This window comes from Chitinophaga flava (assembly GCF_003308995.1).
GTDB classification, from domain to species: domain Bacteria; phylum Bacteroidota; class Bacteroidia; order Chitinophagales; family Chitinophagaceae; genus Chitinophaga; species Chitinophaga flava.
This window is the reverse complement of record NZ_QFFJ01000003.1, coordinates 150,386-172,104: the sequence shown is the minus strand read 5'-3', so window position 1 is coordinate 172,104 and position 21,719 is coordinate 150,386. Positions and strand designations below refer to the sequence as shown.

Genomic DNA, 21,719 nt, shown 5'->3' with positions numbered 1-21,719 from the left:
TATTGATATTGATATGTCAACTAAGTTAACGATTCTCTTTTGTCTGTTATACTTTTTTCAGAGAGATGATCAACAATGAATTATTAATAATCTGGTAACACGTTTCATTATTAAATCCTCAATCTCCTTTCTAGTTTTACAACGTGACTACAAACCTGCTTATGTAATATGTAATGGAAAAAATCGCTGCGGTGAGTTCGCACTGGCAAAGTGGAAATTTATGTATACATCCTATGGCCAAAATTTTTACACCAGTGTCAACCGAAAAGCCTTACAGATGAATGATTCCACGAAATTAAAAAAAGTCATTTGAATTCCTTCATGGATACACACAGGTATCCGGTATTTAATCATCATTACCTAAAGCTAAATTTAAAGCACACATTTTATGAACAAATGCTATTTCAGTAGCCAACTGCTGAATTTTTACGTAAAGGTATGTTATGCTTTTACGGCTATGGTCATTTGCCTCTGCCTACTGTCGCAGCATGCAATAGCCCAGGGAAAATTCAGTATCCAGGGTAAAATTACGGATGAAAAAAAACAACCACTTCCGGGTGTCAGCGTCTCTGAAGCAGGTACTAAAACAGGTGTTGTAACAAACGTCGACGGCGTCTTTAAGCTGGAGGTGAGCAATGCCAATGCCACGCTGCATATTGCTTTCCTCGGTTACGACAGTAAAGAAGTACCGGTAGGAGGGCAGCATACACTTAGCATTTCCTTGTCTCCGCAGCTGCGTCAGCTCAACGATGTGGTAATTACGGGTTATGGTAAAACCAGCAAAAAAAATGTAATCGGTTCCATTAGTTCACTGAATGCCGGTGAATTTACACAAGGCGTAATCGGTAGCCCGGCTATGTTGCTGCAAGGTAAAGTACCCGGCCTAACAATTACCAAAAGTGGGAATCCGAACCAAACGCCAACGGTTATACTGAGAGGTCCTTCTACTTTGCGTTCCGGCGCACAGGAGCCTTTTTATGTGATCGATGGTGTGCCTGGAGCACCCATAGATATGGTACCACCGGATGATATTGCTACTATTGATGTACTGAAAGATGGTGCATCTACGGCTATCTATGGCGCCAGGGCCGCCAATGGTGTAATTATGGTTACCACACGCCGTCCTAAAACTGACCAGCTCCGTATTGCCTACAACGCCTATGCAGGCATAGAAAAAGTAGCTAAACGCCTGGAAGTACTTACCGGCGACGAACTGCGTAAATATCTGGCAGATAATGGCCAGGTGCTCGCTCCGGCCAACAACGACACGATTCCTGGTACACAGAACCTCGTCAATACCGACTGGCAGAAAGAAGTACAACGCACCGGTGTTTCCCAGAATCACAACTTATCACTGATGGGTGGCTCTAAAGCCACCACTTATGGTTTCAGCGTCAACTACTTCGATAACCCCGGTATCATCAAAGGCTCTGCGCTCAACAGGCTCGGTATACGCGCCAACGTAGGCCAGCGCGCATTCAACGACCGCCTCCGCCTCGATTTTTCGGTGTTTAATACCTCCACCAAACAGGACAACGTGCCGGATGCGGTATTATACAACATGCTCAACTACCTGCCTACGGTAGCGGTTACACGCCCCGATGGCAGCTTCACCGAAGACTTTGCAGGCAACGTTCGCGGTAGCAGCAACCCCGTGGCATTGATCGCCAACAATAAAGATCAGACCAAATCATCGAAGTTTCTGGCCACCGGTCTGGCTGAAGTGAAAATACTGCCCGGCCTTACCTATACCGCCAGCCTCACCACCCAAAAGGAACAGTATAACCGCAACGTATATTACAACAGCCTTTCTACACTGGCCAAAGGTAATGGCGGTAAAGCCAATCGGGTATCGTGGATGAATACACGTAATATCATCGAGTCCTATTTCAACTACGATAAAACATTTGGAAAACATAACATCAAAGTGCTGGCAGGTTACTCCTGGCAGGAAGATCGCAGCGGCGACGGATTTGGTGTGACCACCCAGGGCTTCGCCAGCGACGCACTTACCTGGAACAACCTCGCGCTCAGCAACCCGCCCGCTGGTACGATCGTGTTCGATAACTCCGGTCAGACAACACTCACTACACTCCGCCTCATTTCCTACTACGGCAGGGTTAATTACCAGTACGCAGATAAATATTATTTCCAGGCCTCACTCCGTAATGATGGTTCTTCTGCCTTTGGTAAAAATAACCGCTGGGGTTATTTCCCCGCTGCCTCACTGGGATGGCGCCTCAGCCAGGAGTCTTTCCTGAAAACTGTCCGCGCACTCGATGATCTTAAACTGAGAGTTTCCTACGGTATCTCCGGTAACTCCCTGGGCTTCGATCCGCTCACTGCCCAGCTGCAATACAGCACCGTAGGACGTTACTACGATAATGGTCAGCTGATCAACGCCATCGCTCCCGTACAAAATGCAAACCCCGACCTGAAATGGGAACGGACTGCAATGTTCAACACCGGTATCGACTTCAGCATCCTCAAAGGAAGACTGAGCGGCGCCATCGACTACTACGATAAACAAACCTCCGATCTTATCTGGAACTACCCCGTATCTACCACCCAGTACATCACTACTACCTTGCTGGCCAACGTAGGAAAAGTAAGCAACAAAGGGGTGGAAGTAGTGATCAATGCAGATGTGATCAGATCTAAAAACTTTACCTGGAGAACAAGTATCAACGCCTCTCACAATACCAACAAAATCAGTTCTCTGGCCAATGACCGCTTTACGCTGAAAGACATTCCTACTGCTATACTCGGTGGTAAAGGACAGTCCGGCAACTGGAGCCAGAAAGTGCTTGAAGGGCAGCCTATCGGTACCTTTACCCTGTTCCATTACCTGGGTAAAGACAAAGACGGCGTATCTACCTATCAGAAAGCAGATGGTACCGTTACCACCTCACCCAGCACCGCAGACCTGATGGTAGCCGGCAATGCACAGCCTAAGATCACTTATGGCTGGAACAACACCTTCCTCTACAAAGGTTTTGATCTGAGCATCTTTATGCGTGGTGTAGCAGGCAATAAAATCCTGAACGCCACACTGGCCGCCATCAACACACCTACCGATGCCAAGATGACCAATATCGCGAAGTACACCCTCCGCGAATCCTATAACGATAAGAACTCATTCCTCATCTCCGACAGGTTCCTGGAAAGTGGTTCCTACCTCAGAATGGAAAACCTGACACTGGGATATACTATTAAAACAAAGAGTCCTTATATCAGCGCATTACGTGTATACGGCAACGTTACCAACGTGTTCACAATCACGAACTATACCGGTATCGATCCGGAAATCGATCTGGGTGGCCTTACGCCCGGCATCGATGTACGTAATTACTATCCTAAAACACGGTCTTTCATCTTCGGTGTGAATGCTACTTTTTAATCACTAACATTAATCCTACTGATCGATATGAAACGATATAAATTGCTGAGTATGGCCCTGGCGGCCGTAGTGGCCCTGGCAGGATGCCGTAAGCTCGATGTGGACGTAGAGTCCCGTTATACGCCGGGCAACTTCCCCTCCAACACTGCTTCCTATGCTACTGCCGTTGGCGCTGTATATGCACAGCTGGCCAACTCCAAGTCTGGCGACGGTACTTACTTTATGAACGGTACCGGCTTCAGTTATGCAGTAGACTACTGGATGCTGCAGGAACTGTGCACCGATGAAGCCATTATCCCTGCCCGCGACGGTAACTACGACGATGGTGGTAAATACCGCTTCCTCCATCTGCACACCTGGACAGGCAACCTGCCTTTTGTGATCAGCTCCTGGCAATGGGGCTTCGGTGGTATCAATATCTCCAATAATGCGCTGAACCTCGCCCAGGGACTGCCTCAGGGTACTGCCAGAAATACTGCGGTAGCCGAACTGAAAGCGATGCGCTCCCTCTTTTATTTCTTTATGATGGACTCTTTCGGCAATATTCCCATCGTAGACACTTATCCGGTGTCTTCCCTGCCGGAAACCAAACCCAGGAAAGAGGTGTTTGCTTTCATTGAAAATACCCTGAAAGCTGCCCTGCCCGACCTGCCATCTAAAGTAGACGGTTCTACCTATGGCCGCGCCACCAAATGGATGGCTTATGCGCTGCTGGAAAAAATGTATCTCAACGCCGAATACTACACCGGAACGCCTCGTTATACCGATGCAGTGGCGATGGCAGACAGCATCCTTATCAACGCGCCTTATACCCTGGATGCTGATTATACAGCTGTCTTCAAACCGGATAATGGTCCGCAGATAAAGGAAACCATCTTCGCTATCCCTTATGATGCCAACCTGATACCTGGTTGCCACTTTACCCGTTTCTGCCTGCATCCTTTCCTGAAGGCCAAATTCGACCTTCCGGATGCTTTCGGTCCCAGCGTGGCCCTCAGTACTATTGCCGATTTTTATGCGCTCTTTAACCAGCCTAATGATGTGCGAAACAACACCTGGCTGGCAGGTGAACAAACCAATAAAGACGGCTCCAAGAACATCGTCCGCACCAGTACCAAAACCCTCGACGCTTCTTATTCCGGCCCCGATCAGCCTATAGACTGGGTGGTGACCATCACACCGGAAATGAAACTCAAACCCGGCGGTGAAGGAAAACTCGATGTAGGAAACGATCTCCTCGGTCAGCTAAAAGGTGCCCGCTCTATTAAATTTTATCCCGACAAAAACGTCAATACCTCCACCCGTTTCCAGAACACCGATATGCCTGTGTTCCGTTTGGGCGACGTGCTGATGATGAAGGCAGAAGCGATTCTGCGGGGAGCAACGCCTACTACTGTCAAAGGAGAACTGCAGACAGCAGATGTACTGGTGAATAAAATCCGTAGCAGAGCGGGTACTACACCAGTTGCCGGTATCACCCTCGACGACCTGCTGGTAGAGCGTGCCCGCGAATTTGCCTGGGAAGGATGGAGAAGAAATGACCTGATCCGATTCGGTAAATTCGAAGGCAAATGGGGCTTTAAAGCACAGGACAATGATATGTTCCGTCGTGTATTCCCGATACCGGAAATAGAACTGGCGCTGAACCCCAAACTGCTGCGCAATCCTGGGTATTAATCAAGACACTGGTATAAAACTAAAAGGAGCAGCTTCGGCTGCTCCTTTCTTAAATGCACACTACTGCGCACTTTATGCAGACCTAAGAGCGAATTTTATATCTCACCAAAAACAATTCCGTTATGAAGAAGAAAAAAATGAATCTCCCCAAACTTGCTCTGAACAAAGAAGTGATCAGTAGTTTATCCCAGGAAAAGATAGCGGGTGGAGCATCCGCGCCCGGGGATAACTATGTTCAATCCTTGCATGCAACCTACCTCTGTTCTGTATTTGATTGTGCTACCTATGATGCCGCCTGTAATACCCGTGCCGTTTCGTGCTGGCCTACAAACGCCCCGACCTGTGTGATTGGCTGATCATGTAGTCTTCCCGGAAAAAGAGGGTATCTCTTTGCCTTTACAAACATAGGAGACACCCTCTTTATTTTTTAAACGAGTTGCTTCGTATCATCAAATAACTCCTCAGGCTTTTTTCTTCGCTTTACCCAATCCGATTCTGTACTTGTCCGGAGTGCCGGAAATGCGTAGGTGCATAAATCGGCCTTTTCTGCCCTTTTCCACGCTTTCGATGGCGTCTACCTGCTCATGGTCCACTTCTTCCTGTTTACGGCCAAATAACGCCTGAAATCCAACAGAAGTGACCATCCGCATGGGAACACGCAGGTAATAGTTCATCTGCATGTCCAGTGATTGATTGCCGGACACCTCAATATAACCGATGGAAGAATTGATGTTCATGTTGGGAATGTCCAATACGCCGTTTTTAAAGGTTAGTTTGTTGCGCAGGGTATCAAAGCGTATCATACGCAGGTTCTTATCCTTAAAATAGGCAGACATGGCCTGCATAGGCCCGAAGTCTATAAGTGTGCCGTTGTGGATTTCAATATCCATTTTGGCAGTGGTTTCACTCAACACCGGCGTAAGGTCTGGATGCAACCGCACATTACTTTTGATATGCCCGGTCAGTTTGCCTTTCAGATTGTTATTGAGCACAAAGTCCTGACCGAAGTTGTCAAACTTCATCAGCATCTTCGTCATGTCTACTGTATCCAGCCGTATGCCGCTTCTGAAATAAAGTTTGTTGGGGTCCTGCGCGTTGAAAGTACCGCGCATGCCAATATGCCCGCCTGCCATCCGTACAGAGATCGTATCTACCCGGATACGCTGGTCTTTCTGCATATGTACCGAAGCTACCACTTCTTTCATCCACAGCTTGCGGTACCGGATCTTACCGATGTTTACCTGTGCATCAAAATCAGAGAAAGGTGTTTTAAAAATATTGTAGCCTGCTGCATGCAAAGAGTCGTTTTCGCGGACGGTAGTCGCTTTTTTAGGAGCGGCGGCCGTTGTATGGTCTGTAAAATCATAATTCATCAGCTCATCCACATGGAGGAATTTGGAATGGAAGCTGAAGAAATTGCTGCGTGGATTTCCTTTCTTGTCGGGGCCTGCATATATTTTCAGGTTCATATCAAAGTCGCTGGCGCCGATTTTACCAGTGAGGGTGTCCACTACAAGGTAACGGTTGGTGCCATACCGTATTCTTCCTTTGATATTCTCCAGCTGTATCGGATGTTGCTTCAGTGTGCCGGATATATTGGCGATATGTGCGTCTACTCTTTTAAACACGGTATCATAACGCATATTCAGTTTGGCGCGCAACCACAGTTTGCCGGCTTCTTCATACCAGTAGCCCTGTGGGATGAACTGGCGGCCACGCGGGCCTATCAGGTCGTTGACGGCAATACGGTCCGACTGCAGGTCGAAAGCCAGTTCCGTTCTGCCCTTTTTGATTTTGGTAAACCAAAGCGGATAATTGTTGAGCCTTCCCTTAAAAACAAAACCACTGCTGTCGATATTGCCGGAGAAATTGCGTACCCGCAGGCTGGTATCATTGATCATGATGTCTGCACTGAAATCATGCAGGGCATGTGGGTATTGTTTGAAGCCTGCATTCAGATGGGTAAGCTTGAAAGTGCCTCTGGGCAATGGATTGGGATGAAGCAGTTCCTGTACGGAAGTTTCCAGCGCCAGCCCGATATTAAAGCCGGAGATCACTTCCTGGCGCAGCACCCGATGAGTACTGTCGGCCAGCAACAGCTCTCCCGGACGGATCATATTGCTGCTGGCTTTAAAGGTAACAGCCACCGGCTTTTGTTGTTTGTGGAAGATAGCCGGCAGATCGCTGACAGATCCGCTGGCGCTTATATCGGAGTTGCCTATACGAAAAGCGACAGAGTCCAGCAACAGACTACCGTTTTTTAACTGCGCATGCAGGTTCATTTTACGCACAGGCAGGGGATAGTTGGGGATGCGGAACTCCAGGTTGCTGACCGTCAGCTCACTTTGTACACCTTCTTTTAATTTGGCCAGCTGCTGTTCCGGCAGGTGAATGTCTACCAGCTCCTTGAAGTTCATGTTAAGTGCTATCTGGCCCTGAATCTGTTCCAGGTCCTTGATACCGAGGAACTCACCTACAAAACGAAGATCCAGTTCAGAATATACCTGCATCACAATTTGCGGATCAGTAAAATCCTTCATCACAAAATTACCCCTAAATACACCCTTGCCTGGTTTGGCGTTGATATTGAGTAAATGTAGTTCAGAAGTCTTCAGGGAATGTGCGTTGCCATTGGTATAATATCCGCGGAACCCTAATGAATCCAGCTTACGGTCTATATGTTTATTCTGGAACCACACGTTTTCACAACCAAAGTTGACAGAAATGGCAGGCATTTCATTTCTGCCCACTTTTCCTTTCACAGTGCCATCAAAGAAAATACGGCCGTCACGGTGATATTTTTCCAGCATGGCTGCAATATCATCGGGCACCAGGGCAAAGAGCAGGTTGAGGTCCGGTCGGTCGCCTTTAAACTTGAGGTCTACATAATTTTTTTTATCAAGGATAACACTGCCTTGCAGGGAAAGACTGGCATTTCCCAGTTTGATATTACTGGGGGAGATGTTGATCTGATTTTTGTTGAGGAGATAGTCACCCTGCAGATTCAAAGCTACTTTCCGGTTACGGAACAATACGGTGTCTGTTTTGCTGGTGATATCCAGCATCAGCTGGGCATCTGTCTGTATCGCCATACGGTCTCCTTCTATCTTGAAGGAGGTTTTGATCTTATCGATATGAGACACCACATTCCAGCCTGAAACAGCATCCAGGTAAGTAATGTCAATATTTTTAAGGATTATTTTTTTCAGGTCCAGGCTAGGCCCTTTGCTGCTGTCGGCAGGAGCGGGGGAGGCATCTGTCTCGAGGGTATGTGCCTTGATCAGGTCTACCTCTCCGTTGACAGCTCTGGCAACATGTACGTTACCGTTAGACAGCACTACAATCCGCACCTGGTAACGCTGTTGCAGGATATCAATTAAACTGAAGCCGGCATACAGTTTCTCTACCTGGTATAAGGGTTTCCCGTCCATTTTTTTATTGGCATAAAAACGAACCTTATGGAGGGCAATAGATACGTAAGGAAAGTTGCTGAAGGGCGAAATACTACTTTTTTCCAGCACCAGCTCACCGGCAAATCGTTTGTTCAGCTCTTCTATTGCCAGTTGGGTTAGCCGCTGTTGCTGACTGTACAGAATACCGGCTGCAATACCGGTTAATAACAGCAATCCTGCCAGGGAGATCAGCGCCACTCTGATAAATTTTTTTCCTGCTTTCATCTATTAGGCCATTCTAACCCGTAAAAGTATTAAAAATAAAAATGTATATGTTTCAGTAGGTGTTGGGAATGTGTTAAAGTTTTACCGGATAAGTATAAACGTTTTTATTATTTTCCGGCAGAACAAAATCGTTTTTGCAATGAATACAAAACCCTTGCTCATCACCGCCTTGATATTAACACAGGTAGTGTATGCCCGGGAGAAGCCACAATCAGGCCATACCGGAGAAAAGGAATTAACAATGGCTACCGCTCATCTGGCTGATTCCCTGCAGCCTGAGCAAGCAGAGATAATCCTGGAAGAAAACGTGGTCGCTTACATCGTAGAAAAGCCGGAGCCACCTGCCCGCATAGTACAACAGCCACTTCGTGTAGGCAATCCCGTTTTCCCTGGTTGGTATGCGGACCCGGAAGGCGTGGTATTCGGGAAAACATACTGGATATTCCCCACCTTCTCAGCTCCGTATAACCAGCAGGTTTATTTTGATGCCTTTTCTTCCACAGATCTCATCACCTGGAAAAAACATCCGCGGATACTGGACACCGCTGTGGTGAAATGGGCTAGACGTGCTATGTGGGCGCCAGCCGTGATTCAAAAAGGAAAACAATACTTTTTTTTCTTCGGGGCCAATGATATCCAACGAAACGGAGAGCCTGGCGGGATAGGCATAGCAGTAGCAGATAAACCCGAAGGCCCTTACCGCGATTATCTGGGAAAACCACTCATCGATAGTTTTTATAACAAAGCCCAGCCAATAGACCAGTACGTATTTCAGGATAGAGACGGCGCCTTTTACCTGATCTATGGCGGCTGGGGCCATTGTAATATTGCCCGGCTGAAAGATGACTTCACTGGCTTCGTTCCTTTCTCCGATGGCACTGTTTTCCGGGAAATAACACCGGAGAAATATGTAGAAGGACCTACGATGTTTATGCGAAATGGTAAATACTATTTTATGTGGTCAGAAGGTGGATGGACCGGCCCCGACTACAGTGTGGCCTATGCCATAGCAGACACACCCACGGGGCCTTTCCGGAGGATAGGAAAAATACTGCAGCAGGATCCGGCCATTGCTACAGGCGCAGGCCATCACTCTATTATCCATGCAGCCTCACAAAACAAATGGTTTATCGTATACCACCGCCGTCCGTTAGGACTGAAAGATGCTAATGCACGGGAGACTTGTATCGATGAAATGTTTTTTAATGAAGATGGAACAATCAAATCCGTCATTATGACAAAGGAAGGAGTAAAACAACTGAAACTATAATCACATATTATGCAATTCCCCGGGGCCTTCGCCTCGGGGAATTGTATAATCTTCGCTGACAAGTCCTAATCCTGGGCCTTCCATTTCCATTGCCGGCGGCTGTTTTTCCCAGCTGGAAACACTCCTGTCTGATTGGTTTTTCTGCGATGATTTACAAATATAACAGTGGCGGCGATACCGGTCAATCCTGCTATGCATACGGTCAAACGAGGTCCTATCCAATGTGCCAGCAGGCCGGTAAGCAGACTGCCAATAGGGATCATACCCTGATAAGCCATGATAAAGTAGCTGATAGCCCGCGCACGCATCTCAGGAATGGCGTGGGTCTGCATATAGATATTGATGGCTGATGTCTGCGCCATCATACCAACACCGGAGATCATCATAAACAGCAGCGCCAGCGGCAGCCAGCCGGAATAGGAAAGTAATATCAGGCTCAAACCAAATATCAGGCTGGAAGTGATCATAATCCTGACCATATCTTTGCCTCCCTTCAGCTGTGCCATATAGATAGCCGACAGAATAGAACCCAGGCCGGCTGCACTCTCAAACCAACTGAACGTTTTGGCGTTACCGTTAAAGATGTCTTTCGCAAAGATCGGCATCAGCGTGTTGAAGGGCATCACCAGCAGACTGCTGGCAGTCAGCATCAGCAGGAGAGAGGAGAGGTCTTTGTCATGGGAAATATAGTCCCATCCTTCTCTCAGCTCCGCCCATATACTCCGTTCAGATTTCACTACCGGCGGCAACGTCATCTTCATCATAAAAAGAGAAGCCAGTACCGGCACATAACTCAGGAAGTTGCCTACAAAACAAATATCTTCTCCAAAAGTACTCAATATAATACCTGCCAATGCTGGTCCGGCAATCCTGGCGAAGTTGGCCATGGTGGAGTTCAGCGCAATAGCATTGGGCAGGTCTTCCCTGTTTTCCACCATCTCTGCCATCAGCGACTGCCGGCAGGTAACGTCAAAAGCATTGATAATACCCTGTATCAGCGACAGTAAGATAATGCCCGGTATATTGTAAATACGCAACAGTAGCATCAGCGCCAGCGCACCGGCCTGAAGCATGGATATCACCTGCGTGAAGACCATCAGCCGGTAACGGTTGTGACGGTCTATATAACTGCCTGCATAGGGAGATAAAAACAAAGAAGGAATAAGGCTCACAAAACTGACAATACCTAATAATACAGCGGAATTGGTTAACCGGTATACCAACCAGCAAACGGCTGTTTTCTGCATCCAGGTGCCAATCAGAGAGACTGACTGTCCGTAGAAAAAGAGCCGGTAATTGCGTGATTTTAAAGAACGAAAAACATCCATCAAATAATCTGTTTATGTAGCGGGAATGAAGACATTCCTTTTTAAGAATCAATTGATGCAAATTTCGCTCACATTGATATATTTGTAAAATAGATTGTTTTAATGATATCCATTAGTAAAACCGATTGATGTATGGAGCTTCGTCAACTGGCCTATTTTGTGAAAGCGGCGGAAACAGCGCATTTCACAGCCGCCGCCGCGGCTATGTATATTACCCAGTCTACGCTGTCACAGCAAATCAAAGCACTGGAAACAGAATTGGGCATGCCCCTGTTTGACAGGGTGGGCAAGCATGTACAACTAACAGAAGCAGGCAGCGTATTCCTGCTGCATGCCCGTCAGGTACTGCTGGATGTGGAGAAGGGAAAACAGGCAATAGAAGATCTGCAGAACCTGTTGACAGGTGAGCTTCGCATTGGCGCCACCTACGCATTCACTTCGCTGCTGTTGCCGGCACTCACGTCCTTTCCCGGCAAATATCCGGGCATTCGCATCTTCGTGGACTACGGTAATACGGAAGAGCTGGAGCGCAAGCTCCGTTCCTCAGAACTGGATTTTATCCTGGCCTTTCATCAGCTGAAGCCTGGTAAAGAATTCGAGTACCAGGAAATGTTCACCTCCAAAGTAGTCATGGCTGTGTCCAAAAAACACCCCATGGCGCAACTGAAGGAAATCGACCTCAAAAGTCTCAATGGCATGGAGCTGATCCTGGCATCCAAAGGTTTTAGTTCCCGTGATTTTTTAAGTGAAGTGCTGGAAAAACACAAAGTATATCCTGCGGTAAAAATAGAGCTGAATGATGTGCACGCCATACTCTCGCTGCTGGAGAGTGGTCACTGGGTAACCCTGTTGAATGAGCGGGCGCTCAATGGCTGGAAAAATCTCGTGGCGGTGCCTATTGCCGGCAAGGCGCTGCTGCGCAGAGCTTATATCCTCTGGCAGAAAGGGACTTACCGGAAAAAGGCAGTAGATCTGTTTGTGAAGGAATTGCTGAAGACAGAAGTCAGGTAAGGGTTACTGTGCGTCCATTACCTGTAATGCCCCGTATTTATAATATTTTTCGAAGGTGGTCAGGAAGCAGGGGAGCTCTGTAAAGCCCAGCCGGTCCATGATATAAGACACCGGTGTATTGCGGGTGCTCAGCAGCTCAAAGGCGAGGGCCATTTTTTCCTGCAGTATCAACTCCGGAATGGTGAGGTGAAACTCCTGTTCAAAAGGTCTGCGCAGCAATGCTTCTTCCACACCGAATTTTTTTTCCAGTGTTTTATAAGTAAGACTCTCATGCAGATGTTCAAGGATATAGTTGAAGATGTCATGTAGTAGCTGGCGTTTTTCCTGGTTCATCATGATAGGCGGCGGAGCAATCAGCCGGCGGGTATAGTTACCGTAAAAATCGGCAGCATTGCGGCGAAAGAAGCTATAGGCACTGTTACCGATATGTTTGGCGCTGAGCATGCGGTCACGTATCAGACGGCTTACAGCGTTGAGTTGAAACGGTGCTTTATGCAGCGGTCCGGTGACATTGGAAACAGGAATGGCCGCCAGTGAATGGAGTAGCGGAAACTCTCTGGCCAGCTCCCGCAGGGAGTCCGGTTCAATGTTGATGTGAAAGCTGTGTGGCTGCTGTGTACCGGGGAGAACCGGATCTTCGGAGGCCATCATATTAAACAGGCAGACTTCTTTTTCCAGCGGTAACTGATTATTGGAAGGCCCTGTGTTCATGTCATCATAAGCATGCAGGGTGATCACCTGATACTGGGTGCAGGGGCGTATTTCTACGCCGGGCCGCATATGAATGTGGTGTGCCCATATGGAGAATTCCCCGGCCCGGATATTCTGGTCGAGAATACAACCATCATTGTCTTCTTGAAAATAAAACCGCGCATACGGGATCAGCTGGTCTCTGAAGGCGGTAGGGATGTTCTGATGAGGCGTAAACGCCTGGTCCTCCCTTTCAATGTACAGGATTTTGGTAGCTTTCATCTGGAAGTGGTTTTTGATCAGGTGCTATTGCAGCAGCCGGGCGCTGTCATCCTGATGGAGGGGCACCGGCAGCAGCATTCCGGCAGGGAGTTTGTCCCCGCTGGCGCTTTCAGTGAATACGCGCTGGGTGGCCGGAAAGGTATCGATGACACCATGGCGGCCATAGCGGCGAAATGCAACTGTTTTCAGTCCGGCAAGGGTTACGCTCGAAAAATAGTATTGCTTTCTGTGCCAGGCAGCTGCTTCGTTAGCCTCACAGGGCTCTATCCTGAGGCTGCGGGTGTTTTCGCTGTAGATAGCCTGCTGGCCTGGTTTGAGTAGTACATTCTGCCGCCCTGCTATCATACGGAGGGCACCATCGGTAAGGGATACACGAATATTGTTACGATCATAGGCATTCACATTAAAACTCGTGCCCAGTACCTGTATGGTACTATTGGGCAGATGTAGCATGAAAGGCTGCCGGGCATTGGTAGCGATCTTAAAGTAAGCCTCCCCGCAAAGGGTGATCTCCCGGGTATTATCATTAAAAGCAAAAGGAAACTGTATCTGGGATGCTGAATTAACCCATATCTCTGAGCCATCAGACAAGATAACCTTATAGTGGTTGTCGTTGGGTATGCAGAGGGTGTTGACACCGGAAGGCAGGTTATTGGCTGATTCCAGCGATAAGGTGCCAGGCTGTAAAGACAACTTTTGTTCTCCGATATAAATGGCCGTGGTGTTGTCGGTCAGGCTGCGGGTACTGCCATCGGCCAGTTCCAGCGCTATGGCAGGTGATACATTGATAGGGTGCATGAACACAATATTGCTGTCCGACTTATGTATCAGGTACCAGCCGGCTGTAGCCAGCGATAGTATCAGCCCTATAGCAATGCCCCATTGCAGGGATTTCTTTTTTTCCTGAGGATCAACAATACTATAGGTATTCCGCCAGGGTGCGTTGCCGGTCAACTGCTTGCCGGATTCGATGACTTCCCACATCTCCCGTACCCGCGGCACTTCTTCTATATAAGCCTCCAATAGCGCTTCGTCAGAGGCGGAAATAATGCCGGCTTTCTTTTCCGTCATCAGCTGATATATGTTGACCAGATTCTCCATCAATCATAATAACAGAAATTTTATCGGGGCGGGGTATTTCAGAAACGTATTTTTTCCAGGAGCTGACGAAGCGTTTTTAAAGCGGTAGCTACATGCTTTTTTACAGTCTCCTCGCTGATTTCCATCACTGCGGCAATCTCTTTTCTTGTCTTGTGCTCCTGGTAGGCCAGCCTGAAAACCTGTAATTGTTTCTGGGGCAATAGGTTGATGGCTCTTTCCAGCTGTACATACAGTTCACTATTTTCGAGTCGGGAGTCAGGTGTCACATAGAGAGGGTTCTGCAGCCAGGACAGCCGCTTCTTACGTGTTTCATCCTTGGATATCTTATTGAGGCAACGGTTCTTGATACTAACAAAAAGAAAATTCTTTAATGTAGTGATATTCCTCAGATCTATCCGTTTATACAACGCATCCTGCCAGAAGTCTATAAAAAACTCCTGTACCAGCTCCTGAGACTCATCTTCATCCTGCAGTATAGTCATGGCCGTTATCAACAGCCATTGCCGGTAAAGATGATAGAAATGGTCGAATGCGGTAGCATTGCCCGCCTTTAGTGCTGCCAGTAATTCAATATCATTATTAATGGCACTCATACGTATTTCATTTCCTCCATAATTAAAATCGCTGAAACGTAGGGTTTAGTCTTGAATTGCTGCTCTGGATAGACCAGGTTGATTTGGTGTATATTCGATGACCACCCGGTAGGTGGATTTTATGAAAGATACTGAATTTGTTAATAAATGGTTAATTGCTTTTGAACGCCAGGCGCCAGTAACAAATGATTAACAAAAGTCAATTGATTGACAATGAAACTAATACAAGCGTGGGGCTGGTAAAATCAGTGCTGAAAAGGGGTAATAACACGGTGTCCTAACAAAAAAAAATCCCCGCATCCATAGGAGCGGGGATTCATTGTGACTATCTTTTCTTTGGCTTGCGTTTTTTCGGTTTGCCGTATTTCAGCATCATCTTATCCTTATGGCTGATCTTACGGTTGGTCTTCATATTCTTGGCCAGCTTCTGATGGAAAGCCGGACCAGCCTCTGTTCTGGCAGGCGCTTTTACCAGCGTATTCCGCATAAACACCTTGGGTTTCTCGTCCTCTGTCAATACATCAGAGATCACCAGCTCTTCCGGCAAAGGTCTTTCCGGAATACTATAGTCCATCAGCTCTTCAATAGCTGTCAGTGCTTCGGACTCCTGCTCTTTGCTAAACAGGATCGCAATACCTTTCTTGTCGGCCCTGCCCGTTCTTCCAATACGATGGATATAGTTTTCCGGTACATCCGGCGTGTCGAAGTTGATCACATGGGTCACTTCTGCAATATCCAGTCCCCGCGCAATGATATCAGTGGCAATCAGGAAACGGTAGTTGCCGGCCTGGAACTGATTGACAGTATTGAAACGATGGTTCTGTTCCTTATTGGAATGGATAACACCCACCTTCTCCGGGAACTTGACACTGAGCTGTTCGTACAGATCATCAGCCAGCTGTTTGGTACCGGCAAAAATGAGGGTCTTGGTCATACTCTCATCTTTTGTCATCAACAGCTCCAGCAGGTTTACCTTGGTATAAAAGTTAGGCACACGGTACAGTACCTGTTCAATGTTTTCCAGCGGAGTACCGGTAGGTGCGGCCTCTATCCTTATGGGATTCTCGAAGTGCGTACTGATGATCGCTTCCACATCTTCAGTAATGGTAGCAGAAAACATCAGGTTCTGCCTTTTCGGAGGAAGCAGGTCCATGATATTCTGCAACTGTGTACGGAAGCCCAGATTCAGCATCTCGTCCACCTCGTCGATGATGAGTTTTTTGATGGATTTCACCTTCAGCGCACCACTGAGGATTACATCGTACAGGCGGCCGGGAGTGGCTACCAGCACGTCTACCTTGTTTTGCACGGCTTCCATCTGCGGGTTCATGTTCACGCCGCCGTAAATACCCAATACCTCCACGCTCATATAGGTGGTCAGCTTTTGAACGGCTTCCACTACCTGTACCACCAGTTCCCGGGTAGGTACCAGGATCAGTATCTGCGGATATTTCTCTTTGGAAAACTTAAACATACGAAGAGTAGGCAGCAGGTAGGCAAAGGTTTTACCGGTACCGGTCTGTGCTATTCCGCATACGTCCTGGCCGGACATGATGACTGAAAATGCCCGCTGTTGTATGGTAGTAGGCTGCTTAAAGCCCAGTTCGTCGAGTGCATTCCGAAGAGAGGTGTTCAGATTTAAATCTGCAAATGTCATGTTACTACTAAAATATGAACGGCGAAGGTAATTAATATTTTTGGCCTGTAGCCCGGAAAAGCCTTACTGATCCAATCCTGCCAGCTTTTTGTTACATTTAGGCGGTAAAAACGGAACTTATGAAAGATATACACATACAGGCTATCAGGGTACATGCTTATGGCGGATCAGACCAGCTGAAACTCGAAGAAATACCAGCACCGGTGCCGGGTCCGGGCGAAGTGCTGATCGATATAGTAGCCAGCGGCGTAAATCCAGTGGACTGGAAAATCAGAGAAGGAATGATGCAAAGACCATTACCTTATATCCCCGGTGTAGAAGCATCAGGGGTGGTGGTCGCTCTCGGCGAAGGTGTCACCGACAAAAAGGTAGGGCAGGCCGTTTATGGCGCAGTAGATGGTTCATACACAGCCTGTGCAGTGGCGCCATCAGCACAGCTTTTCCCCAAACCTTTTCATCTCTCGTTTGAGGAAGCTGCTGCCTGTGGTGGCGCTAAAACCGCCTGGGGCGCGCTTTTCGATGTAGGTAAGCTGACCAAGGGACAACGGGTGTTCATACACGCCGGCGCTGGCGGAGTAGGGCATTTTGCGGTTCAGCTGGCCTTTCATGCCGGCGCTTATGTTATTGCTACTGCTTCCGGAGAAAATCTCGAATTTGTAAAATCACTCGGTGCTTCCGAGGTAATAGACTACAAAACCACCCCCTTTGAAACAGAAACGGATCAGGTGGACGTGCTGCTTGATACCGTAGGTGGCGATACGCTGGACCGTTCCTATCAACTCGTAAAACCCGGAGGTATTCTTGTATGCCTTGTACAACCGCCTTCTCCGGAGAAAGCCACTGCTGCCGGTATCCGTGCCGAATGGGGCGGTACCAAAACCCTCCATGCCATGCAGGAAGTAGCCAAATTGCTGGACAAAGACCTCATCAGGCCATCTATCAGAAAAGTATTTGCACCGCTGTCCAAAGCGGCGGCGGCGCAGGATTACAGCCAATTGGGCGGCCCTGGCAGAGGTAAAGTGGTACTGAAGATCGAAGAATAATATCAGTCCTGGTCCTGACTACCAAAGATGGTCTTGCGATGCTGGCTACCCCAGGTGTATAAAGCCTCTATCACCGGATTAAGCGTGGCGGCATATGGTGTCAGTGTATATTCTACCGTCACCGGCTGACTATCGTATACGCTGCGTTTTAACAGCTTGTGCGCTTCCAGGTCCTTTAACTCCTTGGACAATACTTTGGAAGTGATCTTTGGTATATTCCGCTCAATGTCCCGGAACCGCTTATGCCCGCGAGAGATAGCAATGATGATAGGCAACTTCCATTTGCCGTTAATCACGTCCAGCGCGTCTCTCACGGGCATGATCACTTCATGACAGTCTTTATGCTCGCCGGATCCCATACATTTCTCCTGCACTGTTAAAGTAGCTGTCTCTATAGTATCCATATTATTTTCTGTTTTAATATTATCTGGTTACCTCTTGTAAAGCACTTACCTTAGGGAAACTGCTTACTTTTGGAAAGCAAATATATTAACTTTGCCAGCATTATTGACAAGAAAGATGATAAAAATGAAAGTAGAAATATGGTCAGACATCATGTGTCCGTTTTGTTATATCGGTAAACGCAAATTTGAAGCGGCATTGGACAAATTTCCGGAGAAAGATAAAATACAGGTGGAATGGAAAAGTTTTCAGCTCAACCCTGATCTGAAGTCTATGCCAGGCACCAGTGTATACGATCATCTGGCTGAAGCAAAAGGAATGTCCATAGAACGTTCTCTGCAACTGCATGAACAGGTGACCGCTTCTGCTAAAGAAGTAGGGCTTACCTACAACTTCGATAAAGCAGTTATTGCCAACTCATTTGATGCCCACCGGCTGATACAGCTGGCTAAAATACAGCAACTGGGTGATGCGGCAGAAGAAAGGCTTTTTATTGCCTACTTCACCGAAGGAAAAGATATCAGCAATCACGAAACATTAATAGCCATCGGGCAGGAGATAGGCATCAACCCCAAGGTGGTGGCCGATATGCTGGCTTCTAATGACTTTGCGGGAGAAGTGAATCTCGATGTAAGAGAAGCCCAGCAACTGGGTGCACGTGGCGTCCCCTTTTTTGTACTGGACCGTAAATATGGCGTAGCAGGTGCTCAACCAGTGGAAGCCTTTACACAGGCCCTGACCCAGGCTTTTGATGAATGGCGCAAAGCCCAACCACTCACTGCACTGGAAACAATAGAAGGACCTGTTTGTTCTACAGATGGGAGCTGTAATTAAGACTGCGGGAGGATGACATTATATTTTTAGCTTTGTTGTTCAAACTATCTGTTATATGTCGCTCCTAAAAAGGATCAACCCGTTTTCAAAATTAAATGACGATACAGGCTTCGGTACCAACCCTAATGGGTACGGAGGCCGGTTTGTCAACCGCGACGGCTCTTTTAACATTCGCCGGGAAGGCCGCCCCTTCTGGGATCGTTTCAGTGTCTACTACATGTTGCTCAACCTCTCTGCCTGGAAGTTCATCTGTGTGATCCTGTTGTTTTATTTTACCATCAACCTGTTTTATACAGGTATTTATTGGATGATCGGCACAGACCAGCTACAGGGCATCATCGGCGCAACAAAATGGGCGCGCTTCAAAGAGGTGTTTTTCTTCAGCACGGAAACATTTACCACCGTGGGTTATGGCCGTGTCAATCCTATTGGTGATGGTGCAAATATTGTGGCCGCCATCGAGGCGATGTCTGGCTTTCTGTCTTTTGCCGTGGCCACAGGTCTGATGTATGGCCGTTTCTCCAAACCCAGGGCTCACTTGGTTTTCAGCGACAATGCGCTGATATGTCCCTACCGGGAAACGACAGGTCTGATGTTCCGCTTCGCTTCCTATAAAGAGAATCAGACACTAACCAATGTAGACGTAACGGTGACCATGGGCTTGCAAATAGTGGAAAATGGTGCGCCGGTCTACAAATTTTATAACCTGCCACTGGAAAGAGGAAAAATTGATAGCCTTTCCATGAACTGGACCGTCGTACACCCGATCGATGACAACAGCCCGCTGCTGGGGTTTAACGCCGATGATATGCGGAATGCAGATGTGGAAATTTATGTGTTGGTGAAAGGATTTAACGACATATATGCCAATACGGTATTGCAACGTACTTCCTACACCTACGATGAAATTCTGTTCAACCGCAAATTTGTATCCATGTACCGGGAGAGTGATAACGGAAGGACTACTATTCTGGAACTGCATCACCTCAATAAGTCACGGGATCTTGATGAATAAAACCCATAAAGAAGCGGCGAAGCATATTGCTCCGCCGCTTCTTTATGAAATAAGGCAGTTGTGTATTAATCGTTCTTCTTTGAAATCATCAACAACCCAATATAGGTAAACAGACCGTTGATGATCAGCAGCTCCAGGCCTATCTGGAACTGACCAAACAGTACCGACTGATATTTGTCTACCAGGAAAGACAGAATGGGAGCCACGATACAAACAATCGGTACCAGCCGGTCGTTGACAACCCTTTTGGTGAGAATACCAAATGCAAACAGCCCCAGCAGTGGCCCATAAGTATAGGTGGCCACTTTCAGGATAACCCCGATCATACTCTGGTTATTCACCCACTCAAACACCATCACAAACAACAGGAAGATAAAGGCCATCATCAGGTGAATGCGCTGACGGTATTTTTTCTTCTGGGCCTCTGTCCAGTCGGTACGGCGCTGCATATCGAGGATATCGATACAGAGGGAAGAGGTGAGGGCGGTCATCGCACCATCTGCACTGGGAAACAGGGCGGATATCAGGGCGATGATAAAGATCACCGAAATAACCGGTGGCATATGATGCAGGGCCAGGGCCGGAAACAGGGCATCGCCGGTAGCAGTCACCCCTTTTTGTGCCCCGTACAGGTGGAGCAGGCCGCCCAGGAACAGAAACAGACCAATAACAATCAGCATAATAAAGGCCAGGGATACCATGTTTTTCTTGGAGTCACGCAGGGTTTTTACAGAGATGTTTTTCTGCATCATTTCCTGGTCTAAACCTGTCATGGTAATCGTAATGAAGGCACCAGCCAGTATCTGCTTCACAAAAAAGAGCTTGCTGTCGGGATCAAATTCAAAGATCCTGGTCAGTCCTTTTTCCTGCATGGCTGCAATACTCTGGCCCAGGTTCATGTCCATAGCATGAAGAATATAAAATACGCAGATGATCAAACCCGCCAGCATACAGGTGGTCTGCAGGGTATCAGTATAAACGATCGTTTTTACGCCGCCCTCATAGGTGTACACCAGAATCATAAAAAGGATGATGAGGGTGGTGACCCAGAAAGGTACCCCAAAGCTGGAAAGAATGGCATCCTGCAGAATACGTACTACCAGATACAAACGGGCAGTAGCACCCAGTGTGCGGGAAAGGATAAAGAAAGAGGCTCCCGTTTTGTAGGAAAGCACCCCGAAACGGCTGCTCAGGTAATTGTAGATAGACGTAAGCTGCAGCCGGTAATAAAGTGGAATCAGTACATACGCAATGGTGATATAACCAATGAAATACCCCAGCGTGATCTGAAAATAGGTAAAGGCGTCTTTGCCCACTGCCCCTGGTACACTCACAAAGGTAACCCCGCTCAGGGAAGTACCGATCATACCAAATGCTACGAGCATCCAGTTACTGTTGCGGTTTCCGATGAAAAAGGATTCATTGTTGGAACCCCGGCCGGTATACCAGGCAACGATCAATAAAATGACAAAGTAGGCAATGACAAATGAGAATAATAATCCTGGCGACATAAATCTGTTTTAATCAAGACGGCACGGTTGAAAAGTGCTAAATCACAAATATAACATCTTAGACTATTAAGTGTACCCCCACTGCAGGGGTGTTTTTTACGTCTTTTTTGCTATAGGTTGATTTTTTACGGGAGATGACCAATGCGTATAAAGGCAAAAAAGGAGGATCCGGATAGTTTTGAAAATAGTTGACTTTGTCAAATTAAATAGTTGACATTGTCAACTATT

At 47.4% G+C, this 21,719-nt stretch carries 16 protein-coding genes; 8 read left to right on the top strand and 8 right to left on the bottom strand.

The features are described 5' to 3' along the window. Positions 1-388 precede the first annotated feature (388 nt). The 3 genes from DF182_RS31580 to DF182_RS31570 all read left to right on the top strand — a co-directional run bounded on the left by DF182_RS31580 (position 389) and on the right by DF182_RS31570 (position 5,433). Entirely contained in the window at positions 389-3,400 is a 3,012-nt protein-coding gene (locus tag DF182_RS31580) for a SusC/RagA family TonB-linked outer membrane protein (protein WP_113619902.1), read from the top strand. A gap of 27 nt (positions 3,401-3,427) precedes the next feature. Further along, positions 3,428-5,077 (top strand): RagB/SusD family nutrient uptake outer membrane protein, encoded by a 1,650-nt coding sequence (locus DF182_RS31575; RefSeq protein WP_113619901.1) that lies wholly within the window; start codon positions 3,428-3,430, stop codon positions 5,075-5,077. Positions 5,078-5,199: 122 nt separating this feature from the next. Further along, positions 5,200-5,433, top strand: coding sequence for a class I lanthipeptide (locus DF182_RS31570; protein ID WP_113619900.1), 234 nt, complete (start codon positions 5,200-5,202; stop codon positions 5,431-5,433). Positions 5,434-5,538: 105 nt separating this feature from the next. Here DF182_RS31570 and DF182_RS31565 read toward each other — a convergent pair whose 3' ends face one another. Then, the gene (locus tag DF182_RS31565) at positions 5,539-8,754 is read right to left on the bottom strand and encodes an AsmA-like C-terminal region-containing protein (protein ID WP_113619899.1); all 3,216 of its coding nucleotides are present in this window, start codon (positions 8,752-8,754) and stop codon (positions 5,539-5,541) included. A 139-nt stretch (positions 8,755-8,893) separates the two neighbouring features. Between DF182_RS31565 and DF182_RS31560 the strand changes: the two genes are divergently transcribed. Beyond that, positions 8,894-10,024, top strand: a complete 1,131-nt coding sequence (locus DF182_RS31560) for a glycoside hydrolase family 43 protein (protein WP_245957670.1) — start codon at positions 8,894-8,896, stop codon at positions 10,022-10,024. A 65-nt stretch (positions 10,025-10,089) separates the two neighbouring features. Here the strand turns inward: DF182_RS31560 and DF182_RS31555 are convergent, their stop codons facing one another. After that, on the bottom strand, positions 10,090-11,352 hold the full coding sequence (locus DF182_RS31555; protein WP_113619898.1) for an MFS transporter: 1,263 nt from the start codon (positions 11,350-11,352) through the stop codon (positions 10,090-10,092). Positions 11,353-11,484: 132 nt separating this feature from the next. On the opposite strand from DF182_RS31555, the gene DF182_RS31550 reads away from it, so the two are divergent. After that, positions 11,485-12,363: a LysR substrate-binding domain-containing protein gene (locus DF182_RS31550; protein WP_113619897.1), complete on the top strand. Its 879-nt coding sequence runs from the start codon at positions 11,485-11,487 to the stop codon at positions 12,361-12,363. Between the two features lie 3 nt (positions 12,364-12,366). Here the strand turns inward: DF182_RS31550 and DF182_RS31545 are convergent, their stop codons facing one another. From DF182_RS31545 to DF182_RS31530, 4 genes are all read right to left on the bottom strand, one after another. Further along, complete coding sequence (locus DF182_RS31545) at positions 12,367-13,335, bottom strand: helix-turn-helix domain-containing protein (protein ID WP_113619896.1); 969 nt, start codon at positions 13,333-13,335, stop codon at positions 12,367-12,369. Positions 13,336-13,359: 24 nt separating this feature from the next. Further along, a complete protein-coding gene (locus DF182_RS31540) occupies positions 13,360-14,406 on the bottom strand; it encodes a FecR family protein (RefSeq protein ID WP_161964340.1) in 1,047 nt (348 codons plus the stop codon). Positions 14,407-14,474: 68 nt separating this feature from the next. Then, positions 14,475-15,029 (bottom strand): RNA polymerase sigma factor, encoded by a 555-nt coding sequence (locus DF182_RS31535; RefSeq protein ID WP_113619894.1) that lies wholly within the window; start codon positions 15,027-15,029, stop codon positions 14,475-14,477. A 325-nt stretch (positions 15,030-15,354) separates the two neighbouring features. Then, positions 15,355-16,686, bottom strand: coding sequence for a DEAD/DEAH box helicase (locus tag DF182_RS31530; protein ID WP_113619893.1), 1,332 nt, complete (start codon positions 16,684-16,686; stop codon positions 15,355-15,357). Between the two features lie 119 nt (positions 16,687-16,805). Between DF182_RS31530 and DF182_RS31525 the strand changes: the two genes are divergently transcribed. After that, positions 16,806-17,729: an NADP-dependent oxidoreductase gene (locus DF182_RS31525; protein WP_113619892.1), complete on the top strand. Its 924-nt coding sequence runs from the start codon at positions 16,806-16,808 to the stop codon at positions 17,727-17,729. A gap of 2 nt (positions 17,730-17,731) precedes the next feature. On the opposite strand, the gene DF182_RS31520 is transcribed toward DF182_RS31525, so the two are convergent. Beyond that, the gene (locus DF182_RS31520) at positions 17,732-18,133 is read right to left on the bottom strand and encodes a winged helix-turn-helix transcriptional regulator (RefSeq protein ID WP_245957668.1); all 402 of its coding nucleotides are present in this window, start codon (positions 18,131-18,133) and stop codon (positions 17,732-17,734) included. A gap of 124 nt (positions 18,134-18,257) precedes the next feature. On the opposite strand from DF182_RS31520, the gene DF182_RS31515 reads away from it, so the two are divergent. Continuing rightward, entirely contained in the window at positions 18,258-18,965 is a 708-nt protein-coding gene (locus tag DF182_RS31515) for a DsbA family oxidoreductase (protein ID WP_113619891.1), read from the top strand. 55 nt (positions 18,966-19,020) lie between these two features. Beyond that, positions 19,021-19,980, top strand: coding sequence for an ion channel (locus DF182_RS31510; protein ID WP_113619890.1), 960 nt, complete (start codon positions 19,021-19,023; stop codon positions 19,978-19,980). A 65-nt stretch (positions 19,981-20,045) separates the two neighbouring features. Here the strand turns inward: DF182_RS31510 and DF182_RS31505 are convergent, their stop codons facing one another. Next, positions 20,046-21,491, bottom strand: a complete 1,446-nt coding sequence (locus DF182_RS31505; protein WP_113619889.1) for a sodium:solute symporter — start codon at positions 21,489-21,491, stop codon at positions 20,046-20,048. Positions 21,492-21,719 lie beyond the last annotated feature (228 nt).